General features: G+C 42.3%; 12 protein-coding genes and 1 pseudogene. 1 reads left to right on the top strand and 12 read right to left on the bottom strand.

Features of this window, described 5'->3' with window-relative positions:
* Window positions 1-56: 56 nt before the first annotated feature.
* The 9 genes from PAENI_RS15185 to PAENI_RS15145 form a co-directional block, all read right to left on the bottom strand.
* Entirely contained in the window at window positions 57-1,697 is a 1,641-nt protein-coding gene (locus tag PAENI_RS15185) for a PAS domain-containing sensor histidine kinase (protein ID WP_149645869.1), read from the bottom strand.
* Window positions 1,698-1,903: 206 nt separating this feature from the next.
* Window positions 1,904-2,605: an ABC transporter permease gene (locus PAENI_RS15180; protein WP_231573408.1), complete on the bottom strand. Its 702-nt coding sequence runs from the start codon at window positions 2,603-2,605 to the stop codon at window positions 1,904-1,906.
* Window positions 2,589-3,509 carry an ABC transporter ATP-binding protein gene (locus PAENI_RS15175; RefSeq protein WP_149645868.1) on the bottom strand — a complete coding sequence of 307 codons (921 nt, stop codon included), beginning with the start codon at window positions 3,507-3,509 and terminating at the stop codon, window positions 2,589-2,591. Before PAENI_RS15175 ends, PAENI_RS15180 begins: the two co-directional genes overlap by 17 nt.
* A gap of 117 nt (window positions 3,510-3,626) precedes the next feature.
* Entirely contained in the window at window positions 3,627-4,562 is a 936-nt protein-coding gene (locus tag PAENI_RS15170) for a sensor histidine kinase (protein ID WP_149645867.1), read from the bottom strand.
* Window positions 4,562-5,275 carry a response regulator transcription factor gene (locus tag PAENI_RS15165; protein WP_042186305.1) on the bottom strand — a complete coding sequence of 238 codons (714 nt, stop codon included), beginning with the start codon at window positions 5,273-5,275 and terminating at the stop codon, window positions 4,562-4,564. Before PAENI_RS15165 ends, PAENI_RS15170 begins: the two co-directional genes overlap by 1 nt.
* Before the next feature lie 282 nt (window positions 5,276-5,557).
* Complete coding sequence (locus tag PAENI_RS15160) at window positions 5,558-6,391, bottom strand: DUF4362 domain-containing protein (RefSeq protein ID WP_149645866.1); 834 nt, start codon at window positions 6,389-6,391, stop codon at window positions 5,558-5,560.
* Between the two features lie 247 nt (window positions 6,392-6,638).
* Window positions 6,639-7,400, bottom strand: a complete 762-nt coding sequence (locus PAENI_RS15155) for a CPBP family intramembrane glutamic endopeptidase (RefSeq protein ID WP_149645865.1) — start codon at window positions 7,398-7,400, stop codon at window positions 6,639-6,641.
* A gap of 179 nt (window positions 7,401-7,579) precedes the next feature.
* Complete coding sequence (locus PAENI_RS15150; protein ID WP_188114582.1) at window positions 7,580-8,014, bottom strand: ROK family protein; 435 nt, start codon at window positions 8,012-8,014, stop codon at window positions 7,580-7,582.
* 58 nt (window positions 8,015-8,072) lie between these two features.
* A complete protein-coding gene (locus PAENI_RS15145) occupies window positions 8,073-8,510 on the bottom strand; it encodes an ROK family protein (RefSeq protein ID WP_149645863.1) in 438 nt (145 codons plus the stop codon).
* A 318-nt stretch (window positions 8,511-8,828) separates the two neighbouring features.
* On the opposite strand from PAENI_RS15145, the pseudogene PAENI_RS15140 reads away from it, so the two are divergent.
* Window positions 8,829-9,650: pseudogene (locus tag PAENI_RS15140) on the top strand (SpoVR family protein); the annotation flags it as partial.
* 33 nt (window positions 9,651-9,683) lie between these two features.
* Here the strand turns inward: PAENI_RS15140 and PAENI_RS15135 are convergent.
* The 3 genes from PAENI_RS15135 to hsdR are packed head-to-tail and all read right to left on the bottom strand — an operon-like array spanning window position 9,684 to window position 15,808.
* Window positions 9,684-11,072 (bottom strand): restriction endonuclease subunit S, encoded by a 1,389-nt coding sequence (locus PAENI_RS15135; RefSeq protein WP_149645862.1) that lies wholly within the window; start codon window positions 11,070-11,072, stop codon window positions 9,684-9,686.
* The gene (locus PAENI_RS15130; RefSeq protein ID WP_149645861.1) at window positions 11,069-12,553 is read right to left on the bottom strand and encodes a class I SAM-dependent DNA methyltransferase; all 1,485 of its coding nucleotides are present in this window, start codon (window positions 12,551-12,553) and stop codon (window positions 11,069-11,071) included. The genes PAENI_RS15135 and PAENI_RS15130 overlap by 4 nt, the downstream gene beginning before the upstream one ends.
* Window positions 12,554-12,556: 3 nt before the next feature.
* Window positions 12,557-15,808, bottom strand: a complete 3,252-nt coding sequence (gene hsdR, locus PAENI_RS15125; RefSeq protein WP_149645860.1) for a type I restriction-modification system endonuclease — start codon at window positions 15,806-15,808, stop codon at window positions 12,557-12,559.
* Window positions 15,809-15,852 lie beyond the last annotated feature (44 nt).

The following is a 15,852-nucleotide window of genomic DNA, read 5'->3' as shown; positions in this document are numbered from 1 at the left end:
CTAACGCAAATCTCCGGCCATTGCTTCGTAAGTCAATGGACCGGGGATTTGTGCGTTTACCCCTCCTGATTTGAAGTTGAATTTAACTCGACCTCTTTTTTTATGAAGGGTAACATAAACCGGAACGTTGAACCTTTATTCTCTTCACTTTCTACAAAGATTGTCCCACCCATCAGCTCAACCAGCTGCTTACAAATAGCGAGTCCTAACCCTGTACCGCCATATTTACGGTTGATGATCGGGTGCAGCTGTGAGAAGGATTGAAATAATAAATTGAGTTTATTATCGGCAATCCCAACACCTGTATCACGGACAGAGAATTCCAATAAATATTCTTTTGAATCCGAAAGTGGAATGTTCTTAACCGATAGTGTAACGCTCCCATGTTCTGTGAATTTCAGAGCATTGCCTACCAGATTGACAATAATCTGTCGCAAACGGATCGGATCAGCCAGTAACGTTGTTGGAACACTCGTATCCGCCCACCACCGCAAGGCCAGCTTCTTCTCTTCGGCTTTAGGCGTAAATAAATCAATGATGTCCGATATCATCTCTCGAAGTTCAAACGATTCGGTTTGCAGTGGCATTTTGCCCGCTTCCATCTTGCTGAAATCAAGAATGTCATTCAAGATCTGTAAAAGCGTGTAACTACAGCTTCGTAAAATCTCGACATACCCCCGCTGTTCTTCTCCAAGATCAGTTTCAAGTAAAAGATCTGACATCCCTATCATTCCATTCATCGGTGTCCGAATTTCATGACTCATCATCGCTAAGAAATCAGATTTGGCTTGCGCCGCCTGTTCCGCAGATTCTTTAGCGCGAATGATTTCTTTCGCATTCGTAATATCACTAAAAGCAATAACTGCTCCTGAGATCATCCCCCCATCCATAAGAGGCGAGACCCGATAATTGACAAAAAAGCTGGTTCCATCCTTACGCCAGAAGATCTCATCGTCTTTCCTGCGGATAATTCCATCTGCAATTGTAAGACTGATCTGACAATCAGGGGTTGAATAACGTGAGCCATCGCCTTGAATTTGATGAATATATTCCATCAGCTTCAGGCCAACCAATTCTGTAGGCTGGTAACCTAACATATCTGCTCCCTCACGGTTAATAAAGAGCGTTCGCCCTATATTATCTAGTACGAATATTCCAGCTGAGACGGAGTTCAGAATAAGGTTCGCTCGTTTATCTTCGACTTCAGCAGCAAAAGTAGATTTGAAGTTTGACTCTAGTTCTACCTTATCCGATAATTTAGCATGAAAAGAATCTGCTAATGCGTTTAGCCAGTCATGTAACCCTTCCGAATAATGATGATAGTTGCTGTTATCCACTTGTATGATCGCGAATACCCCGACAATTCCCTCGTCTATCGTTATAGGAATAAAGTTTCCCTTCACAACGTCCACTTTGGGATTGTTCAGATCTTGCAATTCAAAGCTAGAGGGATTCCCTTGCAGGGCAGCCTCAAAACTAGCTACATCAACAAGGTATATTCTTTTAAGTGCTGTCAGACCTATATCTTGGAACGATGCTTCTGCACTGGATTGTAGATAGAACGTACGATTCGTTCCTACGCAGCGACCTTGCCGATCCAACACAAATATCAAATTAGGATGATGGTCATATAACGATTTATAAGCGCTCTCTTCCGAAAGCAATCGTGTTAGAATGGACGTCCAGTCTTTATCCACAATTCATTTCACCTCAGGCTCTCTCATCCATTATCATTACCCTAAAATGAGCGGAAATCATCTCAAATTTTAAATTCTTCTATTTTGACCATTATAGCAAATATACTTTAATCGGTCGCAGATAAACACTAAATCCCCCTTTAGAACCCAACCACGATGACTTACACATCGTACTGAGATTCTTAAGAGGGATTTCTATAAATATTTTAGGCTATATCTTTATGGTCAATATTGCGAATCGCCATATAGGCAATACCTGCTCCTATCAAGCCAAGTGAGATCGACACCGCCGCTAAATTACCTAAGCGTGCTTGATCAAATCCACCCGAAATTAGGGACGTAACTAACACCGCCGAGACGATGGTGGCAGGGACTGATTTTTTCTTCATTCCAAAGTACAAAGGAATCAAAGCAATGCCCGCTGCGTAAAATGCGTTTGCGCCTAACTTGATCAGCTCTGAAGTGATCATGGGAAGGTTTAACTCACCCGGAATAAGCCCTACAAAAGAATTGAATCCTATTAGGATAGCGCCAACCACAATGTCTGACACGATGATGGCAACAAATGTGAAGGCGAACACTATCAATATTTTCGCAGTCATTAGCTTTTTACGTGAGATAGGGTACATGAAGAGAAGAGTAATAGTGTTGTTCTTATACTCATCAATCACCAGCTTGCTAATAATAACGGAAGCGAAAATAATATAAGCAGCCTTAACAAAAACGAACACACCCTCAAACATATCTGCGTAAGAAGCGAACGACGGTTCATTCTCATTTCGATCAACGAATAAAACCATAATCATAAACCCAAGAATAGCGAGATTGACGATTGCTGCCCCTGTAAGAAGGGTCTTTAGCTTATTCTTCCGAATCTCCAAAGATATTAATTTAAGCAACGCCTTCACCCCCAATCAATTGTAAAAAATAATCTTCCAGCGTATGTTGTTTCTTGCTGATGCTCTCAATCTCCACGTCTGCTAGCACTAACGCCTTATTCAGATCACGTTGTGAGATTCCACCGTCATAGATTCTTACTGTAATATGATCTAGTACTTTGAAGTTATTGAGGCCAAGCTTGTGCTCCAACACGTACACTGCTTTGTTAATCTCATTCGTAACCACTTCGATATATTCTGTATTTTGACCGCGAATGGAATCCATCGCCACCTCTTCTACCAGAGCACCCTGCCGGATCACACCGATAGTATCAGCAATCTGCTCGATTTCCCCCAGAATATGACTAGATACAAGTAACGTCATTCCATATTCACGGCTAAGCATCCGGAACACTTCACGCATCTCTTTGATTCCCACAGGGTCTAGTCCATTAATCGGCTCATCCAGAATGAGTAGCTCCGGTTTCGTCATAAAGGCTCTGGCAATACCAAGGCGCTGCTTCATTCCAAGCGAAAATTGCTTCACCGGCTTTTTATCGATACCCGTAAGCTTTACCAGCTCTAGCGCTTCCCCAATCGCTTGCGGATCATAATAGCCCATGTACTCTCCATGCAGGATCAGGTTTTCCTTGGCTGTGAGTTTATCATAGAACACTGGATATTCAATGATGCAGCCCATCCGTTTGAGCATTTCATACGAATGATTTGTCATTTTTTCATTAAAAAACTCAATCTCACCACTCGTCGGTTTAACGAGGTTCGTGATCATTTTCATGACCGTTGTTTTGCCGGCACCGTTCGGTCCAAGAAAGCCATAAATTTCACCTTGTTTAATATTCATACTCACATTGCTAACGGCTTCTTTGCCTTGGTAGGTTTTCGTTAAATTTCTTGTTCGCAGTATCGTAGTCATTTCCGTGCTCCCCTTTGTTTTCGTCTCGTCTTCCTTAGTTCTTATTGTACACAGCAGAATTTTCTTTTTTATTACTCGATTCTTACAAAAATCTTAAGCTGTACACAATTTCATTCTTTAGAAGCTTAATCTACGAAAAGAAAGGGTAAATACTGTTCTCACAAACGGTTGACTAACCAGTGTAATGGTACCATTCATCTGCTCCGTTAATCTTTTGGTGATCGTCAGACCCAGACCACTCCCTTGATATGATCGATTTCTCGAATCCTCCAGTGTATAGAGCCGTTCGAATACTTTATCCTGGTGAACTTCACTAATGCCTTTTCCCCTGTCCCAAACATCTATGTATACTTTGTTCTTATCACTATAGAGTTTCAAGCCTAATACGCCTCCGGCATCCCCGTAAGCAATCGCATTCGATAACAAATTGGTCAATATCCGGTCAAGCGCCTCTTCGTTTCCCATGAAATAAAGCGAGTCATCAGGAATCTCTATCTCTACCTCACTGCCCTTGGCGCTAAGGATATCATAGAAAGAGAGAATATTACGTCTGCATACCTCGCCTGCCTCAACACGTGAAAGATTGATTTCCCGATCCCCCGATTCCAGCTTGGCCAAGTCAAAGAACTTGTTCATCAGATGGATCACTTCATTCGCTTTTTGGTGAATTGTGTTCATCATACGTTCCCGTTCCTCGGCTGGCATATGTTCATCCTGCTGAATCGTCTCAATATAACCGAGTACTACCGTTAGCGGAGTCTTAAGATCGTGGGAAATGTTCGACAGCATATTACGCATGGACTTCTCCAGCTTCACGCGCTCAATGCTTCCTTTATGATTAATGTCGAGCAGCCGATTTAGATCAATCAGCACACTTTGCAGCTCCACATTACTACTGAATAACAGCAGTCTTTCGTGTGAACCTTCAGCCATGATGCTACATAGCTTGTCATGAATATATTTCAGGTCTCTGGAAGCTTTACGCGAATGCTGATATTGCCATACAATGACGACGAGCAGGAGTACAATGACCACACTAAACGCCATGCTCATTATAGCTGCTCTCCCAGCTTATATCCGATCCCCCACAACGTCTTGATGAACTCTGGATGAGAGGGATCATCTTCTATTTTTTCGCGTAATCTTCTCATATGTACATTAATAACGTTCTCATCTCCGAAATAATCATCTGCCCATACGCTAGCATAAATCTGCGCTTTGGTGAAGACCCTGCCCGGATGCGTAACGAACAGCTTAAGAATATGAAATTCCTTAGACGTTAACTTCACTTCTTCCCCGTTCTTTAGCGCAGAGAAATTATCCAAATCCACAGTCAGGCCACCAATGGAAATCTTTTGCTTCGCAGGAATTGGAGCTTCCGGTTGGATGGTGGGGGTAGCATAACCCGCTCTTCGAATCGCAGCCTTCACTCTTGCAGCTAATTCGATCATTGAAAATGGCTTGGTAATATAATCATCCGCCCCAAAGCCAAGTCCAAGCGCTTTATCCACATCGCTGTCCTTGGCTGACATGATCAACACCGGAACTAGACTTGTCGCACGGATCGTCTGGAGAATATCAGTACCGCTGCGCTTGGGCAGCATGAGATCTAATAATACAAGATCAAAAGGATTACTAGTACGGAATGTCCTTTCCGCTACTTCACCATCAAACGCCGTTTCCACTTCATAGCCCTCTTTTACTAAATAGGACCTAACCATTTCACTAATTGCTTCGTCATCTTCAATTAACAATATTCGGTGCATGAATGCTGCCTCCAATGATCTGAGAATAAAAATTAGTTAAAAACTTAAGGTATTTCTTTAAGGTAAACGTGACTGCGGTGAATGTTTGGACTTCCGGTCGCTGTTGTCCCCAGATTTCTTGATTATATACCGTGTTTCACGGTTGAAATCCGGTGACGGCCCATGCTTCCGAAGCGAGCTTTCCTACGGAAAGCTTTCAGGCGAACGCTATCGCTCCTACAGTTCCAAACTTCCCCTCCGCCACTCTTCCTTTTTAGAATGTTTTAGTTCAACTTATTTAAATTATTCGTAATACCCCTTAACCTCAGGCAGTTGCTTATAAATGCTTCCAGCCTGCACGATCTTAATGATCGCTTGAGCTAGTTCAGTCATCTGACCATCATCCTCAGTATTCTGGCATTCCGTCCACTGATAATGACGCTCTCCACTATTAATCTGAACCGATAAATCGTAACTTACAGCAGGTTTTCGATTACACTCGGTAGATAACTCTTTTTCACCTAAGTAATTCGCTAGTACCATTTCTTTATAGATTTGTCCTCGTTCCTGTTCAGAAAGCTCAAAATCGCTAACCTCGACTACTTCCCCATTCTGGAGATCTTTGACCAACTTCTTCTCTATCGTATTAATTTCGTTTTTTTGGTTCACACCATACTTTAAAACAAACTCAAACTTATCTTGTTTCGTTACGTCAAAAGGAATCTGTAGCAGCTCGATCTTTGTTTGTTCGCCCTCGCAGCCCGTTAAGGTATACGACAGGAGTTTATCCGTTTCGTTTCTAACAAGGTTCTGACAAGTGTATGTGGTTACTTGGGGACTACCAAACGTATCTTCGGAATTATCATGCCGCATTTCAATCCCTTGGTCAGTATATTTCAAGTCATTAAAGATCGGATCACCCTCAATTGTGTAATGAACCACACGCTGCTTACCCGCTTTATTTTGGATAAAAGCATCCAGCTTCTTAAGATTCTTAACAATCATTCCATGGCTGTTTATCACATCTTCTTGTTCATTAATGGTAGTTGTGAATTTGTCTTCTCCATTGGATGGCTGGTTAAAGCAACCGGTTACTATAAGCGCTATAAAAATCAGAAGAATACCGCTCGATCTCATCGATCATAACCTCCTTAAACACTCCATAAGTAGAATCTTTTGTTAAAGTATACCAATAATAACGGGGGCTGGGTATCCCTTCAGAGGGATATCTGATGATAGAGAGATTGATAGGAATTTAAACTAGATAGCAAAAAAGCCGATTGGATATCCAATCAGCTGTGCTTCTGTACCTCAGAAATCTTCTCAATATCTATCGCACTATATGCTTAACCTCTTTGTGAGTCTACGGAAATTCCTCCGGCTCTTAATGCAAGAAATGCATCAGGAACGGTGCTGCTACTGCGCCACCTAACATACTAGTCCCAAATATTGCCCAGTCATTTAAAATATGTGCAATGATCGACGTCCAGATATTCTTTGTTTTCATGTAAGCAAGCGTTAGAATAATTCGAGCTATTCCGATTCCCAGAATGGCCTGAGCAAAATTAAAATTGTACGTTTTTAAGTGTATTGCACCAAAAATGAGTGCTGTTACGATTAATGCAATAAACACGGACACCTTGCGTGACATTTTAAAGCCAATAAAGCAAAGCTGCATAATCGCCAGGAATGGCAAGATCGTTAACAATTCCTCGCCAATTAATTGAAATCCTGAGAAGAACAATGTCCAGAGCTTCTCACCTGTTGAAAGGGTATCCCCATGACCTAGCACCGCATTTACTGTTACAGCTCCCATCGATGAAAGCAGCGCAGCTACCCCCAACGTTACGATGAAATTAATAATAAAGAATAAAATCCCGTATAATACATGACTTACTTCAGGCTTTTTGAAGAGAATTCCTAACTTCCCTTTGGTTGCCCACACTAATGCGATTAACGGAAACAGCGTGAATAGAAACGGAGCAATCTTGCTCTGCACTTCATTAGGCAGAAAAGGAATCTCTACTGTCATTGTTAAATAGCCTACAACGATACTTGCAAGGATCACTACCCATTTGCCAATAGGCATGAAATACGGCTGTCCATTATACAATGGATAATCTACGGTTTGTTTTACTTTTGTCATGTTGCACGACCTTCCAACGCTTATTATTATACTGTGAATCCTATCACTGGAATATGAACTATAAATGAACCGACAAGTTCATTTATAATCCCTGATGAAATGCTCAATTTCTGGCCGAAGATGGAGCATAAAAATAACCAGTCACCGACATCGATCGGTAACTGGTTATCTTTGAATTATCAATTGAATCCTAAGGAATCGTCAAATAATCTCGATATTCCGATAAGCGTGTGTTCGAACACATTTTCTGAAGTAAATATACCAATAGATGAATCAGCCAATCCCTTCTGGAGGGCGGGGCTAAATAAATCGATGCTTTTAGCAATCTGTCCGCCGATAACGATGCGGTTTGGCTGATAGTCTATAACATAGGACTTTAGCATCCTAGCCAATCGTGTACCGAATTCTTCAAACACCTTGCAGCACAAGCTATTCCCGTTTCTTGCTTGATCTGCGAGGTCCTTCACGTCCATTCCTTTTTCTAGAGCTCCCATCTGCTCAGCCAGGCGAAGAATTCCGCGACGTGAGAAGACGTTATCTATGGTGCTCTCCAGGAAAGGTTTATCAAAAAGCCAACCGTCCTCGGGAACACCTGGTCCTTCGTTCAGGATCAATGCACGATCAATAAATGCGGAGCCTAACCCTGTCCCTAAAGTTAACGAAATATATCGTTCATTTGCTTACGCCTAAGGCAAACAGCTTCGCATCATTCTCAAATCGAATATCTGCCTGCAGCAGGTGCTTCGCCCATTCCTTATGTTGTAAGGTATTGAACCGGGTATATAATACTTCTCGTATATTCTCACCATACAACGCCTCATATTTACTAAGCCCCTGAATATAACAGATGCCTTGCTGATAATCAAAGGGCCCGGAAAGGCGAGACCGATGCGCCAAGTACAGTCTTGAGGATTTCCCTAGTGTAACGGAATAGAACTGATATTGATCTTCGAATATAGAAATAAATTGGTCTATAATCACATCGGCAGCTTGGTCAGCGAAGGAAGGATGTTGCTTGCAGCTAGCCTGTAGCAATTCTCCATCCACGACCAAACCAGACTTAATAAAGGTTCCTCCCACATCTAAAGCGATCACGACTTTAGGCTTCAAAGGAGACTCACATCCCAGACCTTGGATACGCCAGCTTTCACTACTCGTGCGCCATAACCATTCTATTCTTCTATTGAATTAATAATTCTCCACGATAATTAATATGATGGTATTTTGATAACTGCAAGCTACTTACGAATCACCTTGAGAAAATCATAAAGATATATAACGGATTCTCCCTCCCGTCATATTGCCCCTCCCCTACCCATATACATAATATGAACTACATTGATCGACCCATCTATATGAAGCCAAACCCCATTTCGTGAGGGTTTATTCAAGTTGGATCTACAGAATTATAGGAGGGAGCACAGAATCATGCCAAGCGAAGAAATTAATGCGTTGGAGCGGGCGATTACTGAAATTACGGAAATAGCTACTGGCTTCGGCTTGGATTTTTATCCCATGCGTTATGAAATATGCCCTGCAGATATTATTTATACATTCGGCGCTTATGGAATGCCGACACGATTTGGTCACTGGAGCTTCGGAAAAACATTTCACAAAATGAAATCCCAATATGATTTCGGGCTGAGTAAAATATACGAGCTCGTCATTAACTCCAACCCTTGTTATGCCTTCCTGCTCGACGGAAACTCGCTGATTCAGAACAAACTGATCGTAGCTCACGTGCTGGCGCACTGCGATTTTTTCAAAAATAACATGCGTTTCTCCATGTCCAACCGGGATATGGTCGAGAGCATGTCGGCTACAGCGGATCGGATCGCCGGCTATTCAGTAACCTACGGTACCGATGCAGTGGAGCGCTTCATCGATTCCGTGCTGGCCATTCAAGAGCATATAGATCCCAGCCTGATTCAGCCGCGCAAGCTAGGTAAGACCCATCTGCTGGAAGCCAAAATGAAGGAACTCAAGGATGCCCCTCCGGGTGGCTCCAAACCAGCTAATCCGTACGACGAGTTATGGAATCTAGACAAGAGTAATTCTGGACCTCAGGAAGCACCTTCTGGCAACCGAGCTTTCCCACCTGAGCCGGAAAAAGATATTGTCTGGTTCATCCAGCAATATTCCACCGTCTTGGAGGATTGGCAGCGCGACATTATGACGATGCTCCATGATGAAATGCTCTACTTCTGGCCACAAATGGAGACAAAGATCATGAACGAAGGCTGGGCTTCGGTCAGCTAAGGTGCTCAAGAAAAAAGACACCCTTTAGGTGTCCTTAACAAGAATGTTGCTTATTAACTCTATTGCATTTTCTTCAGTTGACAGATTTGTTCCAAGTTCACCTCGGAAAGCTTTAGAAAGTATAGAACTTTCTAGGCGTTTAACTTTCTCCATTAGGTCGATACAATCTCTTGCTAATTTTTCTTTGTTTAAGATCAGATTTAACATACGAATAATTTCTATTTGTTCCTCTTTTATAGGCAACGGAACAGAAACATTCTTAACATCCTGTTGGTTAATGCTTGCTTGATTTACAGCATGTTTTGCGTTCTTTCTAAGTTCTTCAAGTCCCTTAAAAGAATTAAGATACAATATTAAAAATTCAGGGATGATTTTATCATTTAACTTTAATCTCATTACATTGCTTTCAAATACAGCAGGTTCAACTAAATTTCTTACCAAAGCTGATTTCCCCAAGTATTCAATACTATTAACCCTATTAATAATTACATCATCGTTATCTAAACCATAAAGGTTTAATTCATTGCCCTCTAGATGTAACCTCTTTAAAGTTTCCCATTCCTTTATCTCTCCACTATAGAAACTATCTATTCTGACAATTAATGTACCATCCCCATATGCATTCTTAGGCTTATATAATCCATTTTGAGGACCTTCTTTAACTAAATCCCCAAGTTTTCTAAGTTCCCAGTCAAAATCAACATCATTCTCCATACGCCAATTCGCAGTCAATTCCCCACGAAAAGCCTTATCCAATATTGCCGCTCGACGAAGTTCAAATGTTTCTTTGGCTTCTACGATTAGTTGTTTGGCTTGATTGATTTTATTCAAGAGTATTTCGATCTTATTAACTATCCGTCTTTGTTCATTAATTGGTGGAAGTGGAATTTTCAGATCTTGAATCCGATGAAGCGCTAGTTTTGGTTGTGAGGTAGCTTTCATCGATAAATCAATTTGATTTTTCAACTCAATACTATTTAGTAAAAAATGAATGAATTTATTAAAGGAACCCTTTATATTAGTTATTTTAGCAGCATTTTCGGTTAAATTTGATCCATCTAAATGTTTAGGTACTATACCTGTTCTCCCAATAGTTCCCGCTATAGAAATATAAACATCATCATTAGAAATGATATAACGAGAGATTAGCTGATGTGTTTCTTTAGAAATATATTTTAAGTCGTGATCTAAAACAGTCCCCTCTTTAAGATCAACCACTCTTAAATACGCATGGTCAGTTGTCCCCTCAACAAACTCATGCCCCGCAGGCAGTCTCTTCCCTCCCTTAACTTCTGCTATAACATGAATTTTCGTCCATACCCAATTCTCAGGTATAGGATAAAGCTGCTCCTCCACAGGCACCAATGCCTCTTGCAGCAATTCTTCCGCCGTCTTCCCTTTATTCTTACTCATACGTTATACTCTCCACGCACTTCCGCAACCTGAAGCAGCTCTTGACGTTCTTCAGCAGCATACTCTGGCTTGTTCTCAAGCGCTTTAAGCTCCGCCACAACCTCCAGCAGCAAGGTCAATGCTTCATCCAGCTTCGCAATGGCTTCTTCCGCTGAATCAATCGGATCAGGGAGATTATCATAAGGAGTTAATGACTCATCCGCGATCAATCCAATATCCAATCTATCATCTTTCTTACGGATATCTTCACGTGCAAAAACATTAAATCTTTCGTCCTGCACACTACTGCGATCCTCAGCAGTATAAGCCTCCACAAACGCGTCAAAATGTGCGGTTGTCAACGGAGTCCGCTTTCCAAAATTAGGCATATTCGTTCGCAGGTCATATACCCAGACATCTTTCGTGCTATCCTTATCTGTCTTCTCGCGACTGAAGAACAGAACATTGGTCTTTACCCCTTGAGCATAAAAAATCCCTGTAGGCAGGCGTAGGATGGTGTGCAGATTACACTTGTCCATCAAGTCGGCGCGAATTTTGGCACCCGCTCCACCTTCAAACAGAACGTTGTCAGGAAGCACAACGGCTGCTCGGGCTTTTCCGTTGGCTTTTAACGCCCGATAAATATGCTGTAAGAAGTTTAATTGCTTATTGGATGTCGTAAATGTTAAGTCATCACGAGTAAGCCCTTCTCCGCCTTGCTTAGTTCCAAATGGTGGATTGGTCATAATCACATCGTAGTTCTTCAAGCCTTTCCCGAGATCAGAAAGGGTATCTCCCAGCATAATCTCCCCATGAAGATCATGAAGCATCGCATTCATCATCGCCAGGCGATGCGTATCTTTAACTAGCTCCACACCTGTGAAGGCTTCATTTCTTTGAAACTCTGCTTCTTTTTCACTTAGGTCAAAATACTCATCCGTCTTACTGCGAATGTGTCTATCCGCTGCAATCATAAAACCAAACGTGCCTGCGGCAGGATCATTACAGCGCTCGCCTGGCTGTGGATCAACTAGCTTCACGATTACATCTATCAATGGACGCGGTGTAAAATATTGACCAGCCCCTGATTTGGTTTCACTCGCATTTTTCTCCAGTAGCCCCTCGTAAAGATCCCCAAGACCTTCTTCCTTAGCGGAATACCAATCAAGTTGATCAATGGAACGAACAATTTTCTCTAGATTCTTGGGTTCATCTATATTTGAGCTGGCATTCATATAAATCTGTTTAATAATCTCATTACCCTCTTTGCCAAGATCAAGCAGTAGTTGGCGGTAATGATCGGTTAAATCTAAGCCGTGACGTTCCATTAGCGAATCCCAGCGATATTGCTCAGGCAGAATTCCCTCGTTGTCCGTCTCCTTCATCATTTTAAGAAACAGTAGATAGGTGAGTTCCGTTACATATTGGTGATACGTGATGCCATCATCACGAAGTACATTACACAGGTTCCAAAGCTTCTGTACGATTTCCTGATTTCTCATGTTCTAAGCTTGCTCCTTCTCTCTAGGTGGGTATAGCGCAACGTTTATTGTAGCAACAATTTGGTCCAGTTGACCATCAAATATTTTATTCAACTGCTTATAGCCGCCCTTACTGCGGAAAGGTTCCACATCAAACGCTTTTTCAGGGTTAGGGTCTAAGACCGATTCTTGGAGCAACTGCTTCTCAATCCGTTTCAGCCAGTCTTTTTGCACTTTTGGCCAAACTTTCATCTCATAAATTTTCTTCATCGCTTTCTCGATCCGTTCTTCATGACTGATTAGCGGATCACCAAGCGCCTGCTGGCGGATAAAACTGATGATGTCTGCGGCAATGTCCTGCTGCTTCACATCGCGCCATGCGGTTTGCAGATTTTTCTCGGTAAAGCCTTTCTGATCCAGAGCCACACGAAGCTTCCGCAATTCTTCTCTAGTCAGGTCATTTGGGCGTGTGCAGATGATATTCAGTGCTGGAATCAGGTTAATATTTTCACGAATAAAACCGTTGAATCCTTCCAGATAGTCCTCTGGCTTGTTGGCATCCCCATAACCACGAGTAACTCCAATCAATTTATCTTGGTGATCCGAGATGAACTGACGATTATGCCGCCCACGATTTTCTTCAATAAAATGTAGCAATTGCGGCTTGCGCAGTAGCGTTTCACTTACCTGCTCAGCGCTTGCCTTTTTCACCTCATCAATATACTCGTCAATATTCTTCCCATCAGAAAGAGCTTTGAAATCTTCATGATCCTGCGGTGTCCAGCGCTGCTTCTTTCGCTGCATCTTAGCAACAATCTCTTCCTGATGCGACTTTATATGGTGCTCACTCTTCATCTGCTTCAGTTCATCTACTAAAAGATCCAGAGTGACCTTTGGTCTCGTCACTACAGGTTTCATGTCCGTATAAGGCTTAAGCGACTCATAGATGCCTACAGCATCATAGATCATAAAATGATCCTTACCGATTTCATCACAGCGACGGGTAGCCCGTCCCAACATTTGTTCATACAGGATACGGGAACGGACCCTCCGTAGGAAGACTACATGGGAGATACTCGGGATATCTATTCCAGTCGTAAGCAAATCCACAGTGACCACGATGTTAGGAAGCCGTTCATTTTTAAAGAGCTTAATGGCATGTAGTGGATCTTTAATCGAACCTGTAATCTTTAGGATCGCACCATCGTCTATAGGACCATATTTCTTCTCCAATTCTTCCTTAAACATCCGAACTACCATGTCTGCATGATCATCTGTTGCCGCAAAGATTAAGGTCTTGCCATCTGCTTCGGGATCTATATATTCAGTCAGTGCTTTAAGCACCACACGATTGAAATTCTCTGTAATCACTGTTTTATTGAACTGTGTAACTTCGATGCTTACCTCATCTTCCAGCATTTCTTTCTCCACGGTTCCTAAATCCACATTATAGACAGCCACTTCCTCACCGATTTGCCACTTGATGCCGTTCTTCTTTAGTTCGGTTTCAAACTGAATTGGCGGCTCATGGTCGATCAGATACCCATCAATTACAGCCTCGCGGTAGGAGTAGTTAAAGATCGCCTTGTCAAAAATCTCAACGGTATGAAGAGCTGGGGTAGCGGTTAATCCGATACGTACAGCATCAAAGTAATCCAGTACCTTCCGATACTTGCTCACATAATCGGCATGATCACGAAACTCCAGTTCAATCTCTGTCATTTCCTTATCCAGTGTGTAGCCACGGTGGGCTTCATCCACGATAATACAATCGTACTGATCTACGGAAGGAATGCCTTTGTCGTCATCACTATAAAAAAGTCTTTTCACCATACCCTGAACAGTTGCAATCTGTACCTTAGTTTCCGCATTTGGCTTCTTATCATCCAAAGTCTGTAACTCAAAAATCTCAGTAAATGAATGATAGCTTTCCAGTTTGGAATCCTTAAACGCAGCTTCAGCCTGACGTCCTAACGCGGAACGATCCACCAGGAACAAGATTCTTTTAAAACGATTATGTTTGATCAATCGATAGATTAAGCCGATGGCCATTCTCGTCTTTCCTGTACCTGTAGCCATGGCTACAAGAATTTTGCGCTGTCCAGCTTCTATCGCATGTTCTACCGACAAAATCGCATTCTCCTGATATTCACGCAAATGCAGATAATCCAGCGATTCATCGCGGAGATCTTTTGTCGCCTGATCTATGTCCTGCTGTAAAAGGGCTTTTAGTCCTTCAGGTGAATACCACGTTTGCAATACTCTGGCATGGTTCGTAGACTTGCGTGCATCCAGAAACCATATTCCCGACTTGTGCTCAAGCTGCTTCAAATACGGGCGTCCATTGGTCGCAAAAAGAAACGGCACCTGATAGTTTCCCCACGGCCCATAAATAACTTCCTCGCCGTGTTTAATTACATAGGAGGCGTATTTCTTGGCCTGCTCGATGTCAGCTTGCACATCCTTACTCTGTCGTTTAGCTTCAACAATACCGATAAATTCCATACCATAAAACAAGGCATAATCGGCAAAACCGTTCTTCAGCGGCCATTCTGCTATAGCAAGGTATCTGCCTTTTTCAGGACGAGTCCCTGCGCTAAAACGCAATTGTAATGTATCTGCTTCCCAGCCAGCTTGACGAAGCTTATCATCTATAATGACTCTGGTCTCTGCCTCAGTAAACTTTAAGGCACTGCCCAGCTGTCTAGCCTTAGAATGACGTTTCTGTTTCTCATCTGGTGTTTTGGCATCCTGCTGCTGAGTAAGCTTCAACAATTCCTGTTCCAACTGCAGTACCTTGGCATCATAGGAAGCGGCGAGCATCTCAAGCTGCTCCTCATTCTGTGAATCCTCCACTTTAGAAGGTTCGACATACTCGGGAGCTACGAAGTCCCACTCCCCATACACCTGCATAAACCAGACGGATAAGCGAAAGGCCATGTTCAGCAAAGCTTTGGCTTCTTCCGTAGTTCCGTAAATTCCTTCTTCATGATTGGCTTTATTCCCTATTTTTCGAATGGCATGAAGAATATCCAGTAGTTCTTCCGTCAGAAGATCTTCTTGCTTCAAGAGCCTGAGCCTATCGTCTTGAGTCGCTCTGTCTAATAATTGTAGTTCTTCAATTGCACATATGTATTTCGTTATTGTCTCTCCAAACATACGGAGTTTTATCAAAGAGGTATTCGGGTCAATATAAACGTTCCGCTCCGCCATTTCTGCAAGATTGGATAGAATGTTCCAATGGTTCGACAAGAAAGTGAAATTACTGTTGTTCATTTCTTCACCTCTGGAGAATTATTCGTAAAGATGTTAGATGATTC

This window comes from Paenibacillus sp. B2(2019) (genome assembly GCF_008370385.1).
Lineage (GTDB): Bacteria > Bacillota > Bacilli > Paenibacillales > Paenibacillaceae > Paenibacillus_AQ.
This window is presented reverse-complemented; position numbering and strand designations above follow the sequence as displayed.